At 71.1% G+C, this 13,236-nt stretch carries 14 protein-coding genes; 4 read left to right on the top strand and 10 right to left on the bottom strand.

Annotated features, from left to right (window positions below):
- Positions 1-36: 36 nt before the first annotated feature.
- Positions 37-1,479 carry an amidase gene (locus ABEA43_RS03910; protein WP_345558681.1) on the bottom strand — a complete coding sequence of 481 codons (1,443 nt, stop codon included), beginning with the start codon at positions 1,477-1,479 and terminating at the stop codon, positions 37-39.
- 56 nt (positions 1,480-1,535) lie between these two features.
- Here ABEA43_RS03910 and ABEA43_RS03905 point away from each other — a divergent pair, with 56 nt between their 5' ends.
- Positions 1,536-2,714 (top strand): threonine synthase, encoded by a 1,179-nt coding sequence (locus tag ABEA43_RS03905; RefSeq protein WP_345558679.1) that lies wholly within the window; start codon positions 1,536-1,538, stop codon positions 2,712-2,714.
- Here the strand turns inward: ABEA43_RS03905 and ABEA43_RS03900 are convergent.
- Genes ABEA43_RS03900 through ABEA43_RS03890 form a run of 3 tightly spaced genes read right to left on the bottom strand, consistent with a single transcriptional unit; the run spans position 2,704 to position 6,073 of the window.
- Positions 2,704-3,357 carry a hypothetical protein gene (locus ABEA43_RS03900; protein ID WP_345558677.1) on the bottom strand — a complete coding sequence of 218 codons (654 nt, stop codon included), beginning with the start codon at positions 3,355-3,357 and terminating at the stop codon, positions 2,704-2,706. The two genes, ABEA43_RS03905 and ABEA43_RS03900, sit on opposite strands and share 11 nt — an antisense overlap.
- A 2-nt stretch (positions 3,358-3,359) precedes the next feature.
- Entirely contained in the window at positions 3,360-5,765 is a 2,406-nt protein-coding gene (gene hrpB, locus ABEA43_RS03895; RefSeq protein ID WP_345558675.1) for an ATP-dependent helicase HrpB, read from the bottom strand.
- Positions 5,762-6,073 carry an ArsR/SmtB family transcription factor gene (locus ABEA43_RS03890; RefSeq protein ID WP_345558673.1) on the bottom strand — a complete coding sequence of 104 codons (312 nt, stop codon included), beginning with the start codon at positions 6,071-6,073 and terminating at the stop codon, positions 5,762-5,764. Before ABEA43_RS03890 ends, hrpB begins: the two co-directional genes overlap by 4 nt.
- A 58-nt stretch (positions 6,074-6,131) precedes the next feature.
- On the opposite strand from ABEA43_RS03890, the gene ABEA43_RS03885 reads away from it, so the two are divergent.
- Entirely contained in the window at positions 6,132-7,316 is a 1,185-nt protein-coding gene (locus ABEA43_RS03885; protein ID WP_345558671.1) for an MFS transporter, read from the top strand.
- Here the strand turns inward: ABEA43_RS03885 and ABEA43_RS03880 are convergent.
- The gene (locus ABEA43_RS03880) at positions 7,265-7,879 is read right to left on the bottom strand and encodes a TetR/AcrR family transcriptional regulator (RefSeq protein WP_345558669.1); all 615 of its coding nucleotides are present in this window, start codon (positions 7,877-7,879) and stop codon (positions 7,265-7,267) included. The genes ABEA43_RS03885 and ABEA43_RS03880 overlap by 52 nt on opposite strands.
- A 74-nt stretch (positions 7,880-7,953) precedes the next feature.
- Between ABEA43_RS03880 and ABEA43_RS03875 the strand changes: the two genes are divergently transcribed.
- Positions 7,954-8,922 (top strand): hypothetical protein, encoded by a 969-nt coding sequence (locus tag ABEA43_RS03875; protein ID WP_345558667.1) that lies wholly within the window; start codon positions 7,954-7,956, stop codon positions 8,920-8,922.
- Between the two features lie 99 nt (positions 8,923-9,021).
- Here ABEA43_RS03875 and ABEA43_RS03870 read toward each other — a convergent pair whose 3' ends face one another.
- The 3 genes from ABEA43_RS03870 to ABEA43_RS03865 form a co-directional block, all read right to left on the bottom strand.
- Complete coding sequence (locus ABEA43_RS03870; protein ID WP_345558665.1) at positions 9,022-9,816, bottom strand: hypothetical protein; 795 nt, start codon at positions 9,814-9,816, stop codon at positions 9,022-9,024.
- The gene (locus ABEA43_RS68100) at positions 9,795-10,184 is read right to left on the bottom strand and encodes a HEPN domain-containing protein (protein ID WP_425570158.1); all 390 of its coding nucleotides are present in this window, start codon (positions 10,182-10,184) and stop codon (positions 9,795-9,797) included. The genes ABEA43_RS03870 and ABEA43_RS68100 overlap by 22 nt, the downstream gene beginning before the upstream one ends.
- Positions 10,185-10,261: 77 nt before the next feature.
- On the bottom strand, positions 10,262-10,492 hold the full coding sequence (locus ABEA43_RS03865) for a hypothetical protein (RefSeq protein WP_345558663.1): 231 nt from the start codon (positions 10,490-10,492) through the stop codon (positions 10,262-10,264).
- A 307-nt stretch (positions 10,493-10,799) separates the two neighbouring features.
- Between ABEA43_RS03865 and ABEA43_RS03860 the strand changes: the two genes are divergently transcribed.
- A complete protein-coding gene (locus ABEA43_RS03860) occupies positions 10,800-11,489 on the top strand; it encodes a hypothetical protein (protein ID WP_345558661.1) in 690 nt (229 codons plus the stop codon).
- On the opposite strand, the gene ABEA43_RS03855 is transcribed toward ABEA43_RS03860, so the two are convergent.
- Entirely contained in the window at positions 11,458-12,288 is an 831-nt protein-coding gene (locus ABEA43_RS03855; protein WP_345558659.1) for an undecaprenyl-diphosphate phosphatase, read from the bottom strand. The genes ABEA43_RS03860 and ABEA43_RS03855 overlap by 32 nt on opposite strands.
- 42 nt (positions 12,289-12,330) lie before the next feature.
- Positions 12,331-13,212: a MurR/RpiR family transcriptional regulator gene (locus tag ABEA43_RS03850; RefSeq protein WP_345558658.1), complete on the bottom strand. Its 882-nt coding sequence runs from the start codon at positions 13,210-13,212 to the stop codon at positions 12,331-12,333.
- Positions 13,213-13,236: the final 24 nt, after the last annotated feature.

The following is a 13,236-nucleotide window of genomic DNA, read 5'->3' as shown; positions in this document are numbered from 1 at the left end:
CTCAGCGCCCAGGGTGGTGATGCCGACCCTGGCGGCTCAGGAGGAGAAGCCGGGTGGGCGCAGGGGCGGGTGGACCGCCTGGAGCTGGGCGGCCAGGCCGAGGAGCTGCGGCTCCCCGCCGGGTGGTGCGACGAGCTGGACGCCGATGGGCAGCGCGCTGGAGTGCGTGGCCAGGGGGACGGTGACGGCGGGCCAGCCGCACATGTTCCACGGGCCGGTGACGGGGGCGTACCTGATGTTGGCCAGCGCGTTGCGCACGAAGCCGCGCTCGCCCCAGCGCTCCGCCTTGGGGGGCACTGCGGCCAGCGCGGGCATGATGAGCACGTCGGCGTCGCCGAACCACTGGTCGGCCCCGTACCCGCTCCAGCGCTCGCGGGTCCGTACACCGTCGAGCTTGACCGCGGCCAGCAGCCGCCCGGCGCGGGCGAGAGCGCGGGTGCGGCGCTCCAGCCGGCGCCGGTCCAGGCCCTCGGCCGACTTCGCGGCCTGGGTGAGCCAGGTGGCGACGGTGGCGGGGCCGAGCGCGGCGGGCAGCCTGCTGCCGTGCTCGACCACCGTGTGCCCGGCCACGCGCAGCGTCTCGGCCGCCGCGCGGACCGCGGCCTGGAACTCCTTGTCCATGGGCAGTCCCGAGGGCAGCGGCTGGGCCGCGTACGCCACCCGCAGGTCGAACGGCTCGGGGCTGTCCTGCGGCGGCGGCTGCTCCCACACCTCGTCGTCGTCCGCCCAGACCGAGCGCAGCATGCGGGGCCGCGGCTCGATCCGCCGGCCGGCCCGCCACGCCTCGGCCAGCGACGGATCCGCGGCCAGCACGGACAGCATCAGGGCCAGGTCCTGCGCGGTCGTGGCCAGCGGGCCGTTCTCGGTGAGCTCGTCCCAGTTGTCGCTCGGCGGCGGCACCAGGCCGGTGCCCGGCTTGAAGCCGAGCACGCCGCAGCACGCGGCGGGGATGCGTAAGGAGCCCATGCCGTCGTTGCCGAGCGCGATCGGCACCATGCCCGCCGCCACGGCCGCGGCGCTGCCCGAGGAGGAGCCGCCGGCCGTGCGCGAGGGGTTCCACGGGTTGCGCACGATGCCGTAGGCGCTGTCGCCGAACGCGACGAGCCCCAGCTCGGGCAGGTTCGTCAGGCCGACGATCACCGCGCCGGCCGCGCGCAGGCGCGCCACCGTCGCGTGGTCCTCCCGCGCGGGCACGTCCGCCGTGCCGGCGGAGCCGCCGCGGGTGGCCTCGCCGGCCACCTCCAGGTTGTCCTTCACCGCCACCGGCACGCCGGCCAGCGGCAGGTCCGCGAGGTCACGCCGTTTCTGTACGGCCTGCGCCTCGTCCACGGCCTGCTCTCTGACGAGCCGGAACGCCCCTACCTTGGAATCCCGTACCGAGATGGCGTGAAGATGCTCCTCGACGACGGTCGTGGCCGTCACCTCGCCCTGCCGGACGGCCGCCGCGATCTCGGCAGCGGGCCTGCCTGCCCACAACATGTCTAGAGTGTGCAGGTTTTCACTCTTTGTTGCGAGGCTAGATAAACTCCGTCCACGTGAACGGACCTTCGCTCGCCATCCGCCAGCGCTCTCTGGGCGACCTCACGGCGGAGTTCCCGCTGTTCCCGCCCCTGACGCGAGGCTGTCCCAAGAGCAGCACCGACGAGATCGCCTATCCGCTGGAGGTCGGCTACGACTACGCGCGGGTCGATCCCGGTCTGTTCGATCAGACGCCGGGGACCGACATCGCCCGCTGGTCGCCGCTGCTGCCGCCGCTGGCCGCGCCCACGCTGGGCGAGGGCGGGACGCCGCTGGTGGAGTTCGAGGGGATCCATTTCAAGGACGAGTCCAGGAACCCGACCTGGTCGCACAAGGACCGCCTGAACCGGGTCACGGTCAGCGCCGCCCTCGCCGCCGGCGCGCCCGGCGTGGTCGTGGCGTCGTCGGGCAACCACGGGGCCTCGGCCGCCGCCTACGCCGCGCGGGCCGGGCTGCGCGCGATCGTGCTCACCTCGGCGGACTCGCCGCCCGCCGTGCAGGCGTTCGCCCGCGCGTACGGGGCCCGCGTCGTCTCCGTACCGGCCGAGGCGCGGTGGCCGCTGCTGCGGGAGGTCGTGGACCGGCTGGGTTACCACCCCGTCAGCAACCAGACCGTCACGCACACCGGCCACCCGTTCGGGCCGGAGGGGTACAAGACGATCGCGTACGAGCTGTTCCTGCAGCTCGGCCAGGCTCCGGCGGCGGTCTTCACGCCCACGGGGTATGCCGAGCTGCTCTACGGCGTCTGGAAGGGGTTCGTGGAGCTCAAGCTGCTCGGGCTGACCGGGACGACGCCGCGGATGTTCGCCTGCGAGCCGGCCGCCGACGGTCCCCACGCCCGCGCGCTGGCCACGGGTGCGCCCGCGGCGATCGTGGAGACGTTCCCGAGCGCGGCGTACGGCATCGCAGGCCCGGTCGGCGGGCACCGCGGGGTGCTGGCCGTGCGCGACAGCGGCGGCGAGGCGGTGCTGGTGACCGACGAGGAGATGCGGCTCGCGCAGCGGGACCTCGCCGGGCAGGGCCTGTGGCAGGAGCTGTCGGGCGCGGCCGGGGTGGCCGGCTACCGGAAGCTGCGGCGCGAGTTCGGCGGGCCCGTCGTGTGCGTTGGGACGTCCAGCGGGTTCAAGGATCTCGGAGTCGGAGCCCAGACGTATCCGGTCCTGGAGCACCCGACGCTGGACGACCTCAGGGCTTGAGCCACACGCGGAGCGGGCCGATCGTGCTGAAGCCGTGGCGGAGCGCGGCTGCCGGGTCGCTCTCGTAGCCGACCAGGGGGCGGCCGGGGAAGAGCGCGGCGGCCATGGACAGCGTGCCCGACCAGGCGGCGTCCTCGTCGGGGCCGAAGACGTTCGAGACGCCGACGACCCGGCCTGACCTGCTGAGCACCGAGCCGCAGACGATGTCACCGCCGCTCCGGCCGCACAGGACCGTCGCCTCGCCGAGGATCCCGGGGCGGAAGAGGCCCGTCACCTCGCCGTCGAAGCACGCCTGCTCCCAGGCGGGCAGGGCGGCGGCGTCGACGACCTCCCAGACGGTGGTGGTCTCCGGTACGGCGTCCGCGGCCGGGCGGTGGATCCACTGCGCCTCGAACAGCACGTCGAAGCCCGGCAGATCGAGCGTGGCGAAACTGTCCTTGACCGAGGCGCCCGAGCCGGTGTCGATGGGGCCGAGCACGTCCGCCGCGGTCGCTCCCGGGGTGAGGGTGACGGCGTCCGGGTAGCAGGGCGGGGTCCTGACCCGGCTGGTCCAGGCCCGTTCGGTGAAGACGCCCGGCGCGCCGTGGGCGCGGCACACCAGGTCACACCAGCCGGCGTTGTCGCGGGCCGCTGCGGTGATCATGTCTAGCTCCTGTTCGTGCGGCGGGTGGGCGCGGCGGTGAGCGGGTCCTCGGGCCAGGGGTGCTTGGGGTAGCGGCCGCGCAGCTCGGCGCGTACCGAACGGTAGGCGTCGCGCCAGAACGAGGCCAGGTCCGCGGTCACGGCCACCGGGCGGCCCGCGGGGGACAGCAGGTGCACCAGCAGGGGGACGCCGGCGATCTCGGGCGTCTCCACCCAGCCGAACAGCTCCTGCAGCTTCACCGCCAGCACCGGCTGCTCGCCCGAGTAGTCGATGCGGATGTGGGAGCCGCTGGGCACCTCGATGCGCTCGGGTGCGACCGGCTCCAGGCGTTCGCTCCACGGGATGAGGCGTTTGAGTGCCGTGGCGACGTCGATGCGCTCCAGGTCGGCGCGGTTGCGGGCGCGGGACAGCTCGGGTTCGAGCCATTGGTCGGCCAGATCGGCGAGCGCGTCCATCGAGGGCCAGGGGTCGCCGAGCGCTCGGTGGCAGAAGGCCAGGCGGTCCTTGAGGTCCATGGCCTTTCTCGTCCAGGTCAGGACCTCTTCCGTGCGCAGGCCGTGCCGGATGGCGGCGCGGACGTCGGCGTTCTTGAGCGGGGTGGCGGACAGCTCGATCGCGCCCAGCCGCTCGACCCGCCGGGCGGACACGTCGCCGCGCCGCTCGCCCGGGGGGACGCGCCAGGTGACCTCGTCCTCCGTCGTGATGGGCAGGGCCAGCCTGGCGGTGGCCTCGTCGATCACGACGGCCTGGCGGACGCGGGCCGACGCCGCGCCGGTCGGCCGGTCGGCGATCGCGATGGCCAGCCAGGAAGCGGTCCTGAGCTTGGAGCCCTCGGCTAGCTGGGCCTGGGTGCCGGACGCCATGAGGTACCCGCCGCCGCGCCGCCGCGCCACCCGCTCGGGAAACGCCAACGCCACGGCCAGCCCGGCGAAGGCGTCATCGGCCAACCCGCGCCCGTCCTGGGTGGTGCCGGGCTCAGCGGTGGTGCGGCGCAGGCGTTTGGTTTCCTGGCGCCAGCGGGCGGCGAAGCCGTCTCCGCCGCGCCGGGCCGTGCGCCAGACCTCGGCGAGGTCGTCGCCCGCCTCGCGCGGAAGCTGCTCGGACAGCAGGGCCACCACCTCGGCGGCGCGCGGCCCGAGGTCGAGCAGGGCCCTGGCCAGGCGCGGGTGCACGCCGGCCAGCGCCATCCGCCGCCCGCGCCCCGTCACCCTGGAGCCGGCGTCCACGGCTCCGAGGACTTCGAGGGTACGGGTGGCGGCCGACATCGCGGCGACCGGCGGCGGGTCCAGGAGGGCGAGGCCGGTCGCGCCTGGCGTACCCCAGCAGGCCGCCTGCAAGGCGAACCCCGTCAGGTCCGCGAGCGCGATCTCGGGCCGCGCGTAGGCTGCCAGCCGCTCGTGCTCGGCGGCCGCCCAGCACCGGTACACCGTGCCGGGAGCCTCCCGGCCCGCCCGTCCCGCCCGCTGGCCGGCCGCCGCCTTCGAGGCCCTGACCGTGGTGAGGGAGCCGAGCCCGCGGGCGTGGTCCGTACGCGGCTCACGGGCCAGGCCCGAGTCGACCACCACCCGCACGCCGGGGACGGTCAGGCTGGACTCGGCCACCGACGTGGCCAGCACCACCCTGCGGGACCGGCCGGGCGCCAGGACGGCGTCCTGAACGTGCGCGGGAGCCTGGCCGTGCACCTGGAGGAGCTCGACGCCGTCGAGGCCGCCGGACAGCGCGCCCGCCACCCTGGCGATCTCGCCCACGCCCGGGAGGAAGCACAGCACGTCGCCCTCCTGCTCCGCGAGCGCCCGGCGGACGACCGAGGCCACGTGCGACAGGAGCGCGGGATCGACGCGCAGCCCGTGCGGCGGGGCGACCGGGCGGGGCGGCGGGGCCCACACCGTTTCGACGGGATGCGGGGTGCCGGTCGCCGCGACGACGGGGCCGCCGATCAGCGTGGACCAGGGCGCGGCGTCGGCGGTGGCGGAGGTGGCCAGGAGCCGCAGATCCGGCCTGAGCGTGTCGCGTACGTCGAGCAGGAACGCCAGGGCCGTGTCGGCGTCCAGGTGGCGCTCGTGGCATTCGTCGAGCATGACCGCGTCCACCCCGGCCAGCTCCTGGTCCCGCTGGAGCCGTTGCAGCAGCACGCCGGTGGTGACGACCTCGACCATGGGGTTCGCGCCCACGTGCCGTTCGCCGCGGATCGTGTAGCTGACGCCCATGCGCCTGGCCGCCGCGCGGACGGCCAGGCGGCGCGGCTCGGCCACCAGCACCCGCATCCCCGCCTCGGCCATGGCCAGCGGCACCACCGTCGTCTTGCCGGTGCCCGGCGGGGCGGTCAGGACGGCGGCGCCCTGCCGGTCGAGCACGGCGAGCAGCTCGGCCAGCACGTGCCGGATCGGCAGCGCGTCGGGACGGGTCACGTGCGGGTCGCCGAGAGCACGGAGTCGAGCAGGCCGGGGAAGCGGGTGTCGAGGTCGTCGCGGCGCAGGCTGATGTACTTGAGCCGCCCTTCCTGCTTGGAGAAGATCACGCCGGCCTCGCGGAGCGCCCGGTAGTGGTGTGAGGCGGTCGACTTGTGGATGCCGAGGTCGTCGCCCGCGGTGCCGCACGTCATCTCGCCGCTCGCGGACAGGCGGGCGACGATCTCCAGGCGGACGGGGTCGGACAGCGCCCGCAGGACCTCGGTGAGCTCGATGTCGTCGGTGGCGGGATGGGGCAGCAGGCGCATGGTGGAAACCCTACCTCCGTCTTATTGTTTGACAACGATCCAACTATAAGACAGTTTGATGAGCGTCCAACTTTTTGTGTGTGGAGGCTTCATGGGGTCGCGGCTCTATCCGCTTGCTGTGGGAAATTTCGCGATAGGCACCGGCATGTTCGTGACTGCTGGCCTGTTGCCCCCTATCTCGGCTGATCTGGGGATCTCCCGATCGGCCGCCGGGCAGCTGATGACCGTGTTCGCGTTGGCGTACGCGGTGCTGTCGCCGATCCTGGCCGCCGTGACCGCGCGGCTGTCGCGCAGGACCCTGTTGCTGGTGGCCATGGCCGTGTTCGTCGCAGGCAATACGTTGACCGCGCTGGCTCCGACGTACCCGCTGGTCATGGCCACGCGAGTGATCGCGGCGGCGGGTGCGGCCATGTTCACGCCCACCGCGTCGGGCGTGGCGAACGCGCTGACCGCGCCCGAGCGCCGCGGGCGCGCGCTGGCGCTGGTGATGGGCGGGCTGACCGTGTCGTCCGCCATCGGCGTGCCGCTGGGCACCTGGCTGGGCTCGGTCTCGGGCTGGCGGTCCACGCTGTGGCTGGTCGTGGGGCTGGGCGTGATCGGGTTCGCCGGGGTCGCGGCGGTGGTCCCCGAGGTCAGGATCCCGACGTCGGGGCGGCTGAGGGAGCGGTTCGCGCCGCTGGCCGACCGGCGGGTGCAGGCGGTGCTGGTGACGCAGCTGCTGATGTTCGCGGCGGCGTTCAGCGCCTACACCTACATCGGGTCGCTGTTCGACCTGCCGCTGCCCGCGGTGCTGTGGGCGTGGGGGCTCGGGGGCATCGTCGGCAACCAGCTCGGCGGGCGCTTCACCGACACGTACGGGCCCCGCGCGATGGTGCTGATCGGCATCGGGGCGGCCACCGTGTTCATGGCGCTCATCCCCATCGCGAACCTGGCGCTGCCCATCGCGCTGGTGTGGGCGTTCCTGTGGGGCGGGCTCGGCTGGCTGGTGGGCCCGGCCCAGCAGTTCAGGACGGTCGCGGCGGTGCCCGGCAACGTCCCGATCGGCCTGGGGCTGCTGTCCTCCGCCCAGTACGTCGGGCTGTTCGTGGCCGGGCTGGCCGGCGGCGCGGCGCTCGACTGGTACGGCAGGACCGGCGTGGTCGTGCTCGCCACCGGGCTCGGGCTGGTGGCGCTGCTGTTCACGCTGGCGACCTATCGCGGCACCACCGTGGCCTCGGCCAAGGAGAGCGTGCCGGTCAGATAGCGCTGGATGCCCGGCGCCACCGCCGCCACGACCAGGTCGGCGGGGAGCGAGGCCAGCGGCTCGATCTTGAGCAGATAACGCATCGCGGCCAGGCCCAGCAGCTGCGAGGCGGCGAGCAGGCCGCGGATGTGAGCGTGGTCGTGTGACAGGCTGCGGGCGACCGGGCCGAGCAGCTCCCTGGTCATCAGCTCCTTCAGCAGCTCGGCCGTCGCCGGCGTGGCGGCGGCCGAACGCACCACGGCGGCGAGCTTCGGGCCGTGCACCGGGTCCTCCCAGAGCCCCAGGTATCTCCTGACGAGCCGCTCACCGAGGTGCTCCTCGTCGCCGTCGATGGCCTCGACCAGCAGCGCGACCGGCATGGTGCCGTTGATCGCGGCCTCGAACAGCTTGTCCTTGCTGCCGAAGAAGTGCATCACCAGGGCCGGATCGACGCCTGCCGTGCGGGCCACGGCCCTGATCGTCGTCCCCCCGTAGCCCTCGGTGACGAACGACTCGATCGCCGCCTCCAGGATCGACTCCCTGGTCTGCGGGTTGCCCGGGCGCCTGCCCCGTTCTTCGGCCATGGGGCTATTCAACCATGTGGAATTCATCTACCTTTGAATTCAACATTGATGAAGTCATCAGGTGGTGAAAAAGGATGGGCAAGATCATCGGTCTCGTGGTCGGGGTCGCCCTGCTGGGGATGCTGTTCGCCGGCTCGTTCCTCGGCGCGTTCCACCAGCCGGAGCCGCACGGCGTACCCGTCGCGGTCGTCGCGCCGGGGGAGCAGGTCCGTCAGCTGCAGGCGGGCATCGACCAGCGTCGGCGAGGGGCCTTCGAGCTGCGCGAATACACCTCGGCCGACGTCGCGCGCGCCGCCCTGCTCGACCGGGAGGTGGACGCGGTGCTCGTGCCGCAGGAGGGCCGGCTCGTGGTGGCGGGCGCCGGCGGGCGCACGGGGGCGACCGTCATCACCGCGGCCTTCCAGGCCGCCACCCAGGCGCAGGGGCGCGCATTGCGGGTGGAGGACGCGGTGCCGCTGCCTCCTGGGGACTCCGGCGGCATCTCCGGCATGTTCTACGTGCTCAGCCTGGTCCTGCCGGGCATCGCACTGGCCGTGCTGCTGTCCCAGGTGGCACCCGGGCTCGGGCTCGGCGGCCGGGCCGGGGTGCTGATGGCGGGCTCGCTGGTCGCGGGCACGGCCAACGCGTGGCTGGCCGACGCCGTGTTCGGGGCCCTGCCCGGCCGGTTCGGCTGGCTGGTGCTGGTGTCGTCCGGGATCTCGCTGACGATCGGGCTGGTGGTCGCCGGGCTGGTCAAGCTCCTGGGGACGCCGGGGGTCGGGGTGGCGGCGCTGCTGTTCATCCCGATCGGCCTGCCGGCCAGCGGCGGCCCGCTGGGCGCGCGCTACATCCCCGAGTGGTACGCCGCCATCGGCCAGTTCCTGCCCATCGGGCCCGCCGCGGACGCGGTGCGCAACACGGTCTTCTTCGGCGGCGCGGCCCTGTGGACGCCGGTGGGCATCCTGACCCTGTGGGGGCTCCTGGGCCTCGTCCTGCTCGCCCTGCCGGGCCGCCGCCGGGCCCAGGCGGCTCCCGTGACGCCCAGGACCCCGGTGGCCGTATGACCTGATCATTGCGGCTTGTCATGCGTGCGCCACGGATGGCGGATGTGCTGGACGATCGCTCTAGTCGCATGACAAGCCCGTTCCGGGCGAGGAAGAGCTTCAGCGAGAAACACCATCCTCTTCCGTGAGCAGATCTGTAATTCCCGCACGTAGTGTGGAGATGTCCGCGCTTCCGCTCCAGGTGATCAGGCGAAGGATTTCCTGAAACTCCCGCGCACACTCTTCGGCTGCTTCGGTGAATCCATTCTTGGCGACAACGAGCAATGCCACCGGAGCGGGGGACGCGTGGGCCGCTCGTGAATGCCAGGCCACAGTGTCTCTTATGTGATCAGCTGGCAGTCTGTGTGTGAGCGCGTGCACCTCGACGAGCACTATTTTTCGGGCACTGCTGAAAATGAAGTCGAACCGACTCGGCGCGTCGGCGAACAATCGGCTCCCGCGGGCGTCGAGCACCTGTCCCAGGTCGGCCATCTGCCGGAGCGCGTCGAACACCTGCCGCTCATATTCGAGCGGGCCGCGCAGATAGACATAACCTTCGGTGACATGCTGGCTGGAGATGCTGGCCGGGCCGAATTTCAGGCCCAGTGTGCGGCTTCTTTCGGCTTCGGCGAGAGCACGGAGATTCTGAATGGTTCGATCTTCGTCTTTTACCAGGGTGATGCGGCTGAGGGGTACGTTCAGGCCGAGATCCCGAAGGGCATCCTGGATCAACTGGTATGCCGTCGCCCTGGAGGTGACCACCTCTGAGGGTGCTGCGATGACTAGGAGCCACTCGTCGGAGTCTTCCATGTGCGCCCACAGGGCAGCGCTCAGCGGGAAGCCGCGATCTTCCAGCTCTTGGACCAGGCGTGCGCCCTCTTCGATGTCCCGCTTCACCAGTGTCGTTTCACCCACTCGAGCACCCCATGATCGCGCTGGCTGATTGCGTTGTGCAGTGCCCTGGCCTCGCTCTCTGTCCATACGCTATATCGGCTGCTTTCGTTCCAGTCTTTCGTGAGCGTCCAGTTCATGGCAAAAACCGAGTCCGAGTGCTCCTGTAGCGACAGTGAGCCCTTGAGGTCGGCTAGGTTGACGAGCTTTGTGAGGTCATGAGTATGACTGTCTTTGACCAGCTGTAAGTCCGGCATGCAGTATTCGCGGAACTCGCGCGTTATGCACGCTTTCAACCCGCACTCAACGGCGTATCCCGCCAGATAATAGGCCCCCGACCACTCTTTTTGTTCGAGCAGGATCTGGGCTTCGCGGATGCGAGTGCGAGCGATAGTTCGGAAGTCTGCTGCCGGTGCCAGCGTTGCTCCTCGGTCGGGTAGCGTCGTGAGAGACGTGTGGACGTCGCATATTAGGCGAACTCGTACAAACCGGCGATAAGTCCGGCGGTGCTGTTCGGGGTGAGTTGGCCGAGAATCTCAGCGAGAATATCGGCTTCGTCTTGGTTGAGGTCAAGCCATGTGGGATTCAGGGCAGGATTGAAGGGTCCGTACGTGATGCGAATCTTGGGCTGGCTGAGCAGGGTTCCGCGACGTTCGAGTTGCCAGCGAACCACCGTCAGCCGATGCGTGAGGTCGGACAAATCGATCGTATTGCTTACATGCTCGCAGTCGGCGGGCCTGGCAGGGTGATCGATGCTGCACCGCGAGAGGCGGGCGCATGGTCCAGGGGGTACATTGTCGGCCACGCGTTCGCCGTTCACAGAGGCATACGTGCGCCGCGTGGCTCGCGAGAACGGCCTGCCGACACGGCGGCGCGGGCAGGGCTGACGGCGGCACCAGCCGCACGTGCTGTGCCCCGGTCCGGCGATCTTCTCCGTCGCGCAGGGGAGACCCCGTCGTCCAGCAGGCGGACGACGGGGTGCGCCCGCCGCGCCTACCGTCGGCGGCATGTTGAGAGACCAGGTGACCTTTCGCCGCGTCACGGCAGGCGTGCTGCTGATCGTGGCCCCGCTGCTCCAGGCCATAGCCGTCCTCGTCGATCCCGGTACCTGGGGAGACGACCGGGAGGCGGTCAGCTTCGGTGCGAACCCCGCGCTCGCCCAGGCCCAGTCCGCGCTCTACCACTGGAGCTGGATGCTGATGGCCGTGGCCGTCATCGGCCTGGTGCACCTGACCAGGCGCAAGGCCACGTGGTTCGGCCACGTGACGGGCGCGCTGGCCGTGATCGGCTATCTCCAGCTGTCCGGGCTGCTGCTCATCGACCCCGTCGAGTGGTGGCTGGGGCAGCACCACTCGCCGGAGGAGGCGCAGCGCATCCTCGACGAGATGCTGAACCTGCCCGGCGTGATCTTCGGCTTCCAGCTGCCGTGGATGTTCTTCGGCTTCGTCGGGCTGCCGCTGCTGACCGTGGCCGTGTGGCGGACCGGGTTCGTCGGGTGGTGGGCGCCGCTGCTGGTCGCGGTCGGCTATCTCGGCGGGTTCCTGGTCGAGTACGGGCCCATGACCGTGCCGTTCTGGACCGTCCCCGTCGCCGCGCTCGGCTGGATCGGGCTGAAGATCCTGCGCATGGGCGACGACGCGTGGGCGGCCTACTACCGGGCGCCGGTCAGCCCAGAGCTGGAATCCAGTTCAAGGTGACCGCGAGGATGACGAAGAAGCCGAGGATGATCCGGTAGATCACGAAGACCGTGAAGCGGTGGGTGCTGATGTAACGCAGGAACCAGGCCACGGCCGCGTACCCGACGATGAAGGAGATGACGGTGGCGAGGATCGTCGGCCCCCACGCGGGGGCCGGGCCTTCGCCGATGTCCTTCAGCTCGAACAGGCCGGAGGCCAGGACGGCCGGGATGGCCAGCAGGAACGAGTATTTGGCCGCGTCCTCCCTGCGGTAGTCGAGCAGCAGGCCGGCGGTGACGGTGCCGCCGGAGCGGGAGACGCCGGGGATCAGGGCGAAGGCCTGGGCGAAGCCGTACACGACGGCGTGGGTGAAGCTCAGGTGCTTTTCGAGCGTGAGCTTGTTGCGGGCCGTGCGGTCGGCGAACCAGAGGATGAGGGCGAAGACGATCAGCGTGGTGCCCACCACCCGCAGGTCGCGGAAGACGGTCTCGATCTGGTCCTTCAGCGCCAGGCCGAGGATGCCGATGGGCAGCGTGCCGACGATGACGTACCAGCCCATGCGCGCGGCCCAGTGGCTGCGCAGCTCCTTGTCGAACAGGGAACGGGTCCAGGTGGAGATGATCTCCCAGATCTCCTTGCGGAAATAGATCAGCACGGCCGTCTCCGTGCCGAGCTGGATGACCGCGGTGAACGCGGCACCCGGGTCCTGCCAGCCGGCGAACGCGGACACCACACGGATGTGAGCGCTGGAGGAGATCGGCAGGAACTCCGTGAGCCCCTGGACCAACCCCAGAACCACCGCTTCTAGCCAGCCGATCACGACTAACACCCTTCGGAAAACACGGGAGTGACGAGGGTGAGGCTAGCGGATACGGGGACCGAGGAGTTGTTCGCGTAATGCGTTGAGCTGATGGGAGTGCTCGACCGAGCGCGGCTCGTCGAGCGTGTCGAGCGCCAGCAGCAGCGCGTCGGCCACGATGATGCCCGTCAGCGGCTCGGCCGTGATGCCGGTGGGCGTGTGGGGGGCGGCCAGCACCACGTCGACCTGGTCGGCGAAGGAGCCGACGAGCTCGTCGGAGATCAGCACGGTGCCGGCGCCGACCGCCTTGGCCCGGTCGATCAGCACGGTGATCTCCTTGAGCTTGCGGGCCGGCTGGAAGATCACCAGCACCTCGCCGTGCGAGAGCCACAGCAGGTCGTCGGCCAGCGCGAACCCCGTGGCGGAGACGGCCCTGGTGCGGTGGCCGCGCCGGTTGAGCTTGAGCGCCAGGTGGTGGGCGGCCGGCTCGGAGGCGCCCGCGCCGTAGACGAACACGCCCGGCGCGTTGACCAGCAGCTCGACCGCTTTCTTGAACGCCTCCTCGTCGAGCAGCCTGCTGCAGTGCTCGACGCGCTCGCGGGCCTCGTCGAAGACCCGCTCCCAGATGCCCCGCAGGTCCTGGCCGACGTGGCCGATGCGCTGCTTGAGGCGTACGTCGGGAGCCACCGCCGAGGTGAACTCGGCCGCCAGCGCCCGCTTGAGCCCCGGCAGGCCGCCGAAGCCGAGCCGCTGCATCGTGCGCACCACGGTGGCGTTGCTGGTGCCCGTCGCGCTGCCCAGCTCCTGAGCGCTGGCGAACAGGATCTGCTCGGGCGTGGTGGAGATCAGATAGTGGCACACTGCCCGCTCGGCCGGCGACAGCTCCTCCCAGAGCTGCCTGACCATGGCTCTGAGCTGTTCGACCGGACCGTGTGTATTTTCCATTACAGGTCTTGACTCCCGTGTAGC

It is taken from the genome of Nonomuraea rosea (assembly GCF_039539705.1).
Lineage (GTDB): Bacteria > Actinomycetota > Actinomycetes > Streptosporangiales > Streptosporangiaceae > Nonomuraea > Nonomuraea rosea.
This window is presented reverse-complemented; position numbering and strand designations above follow the sequence as displayed.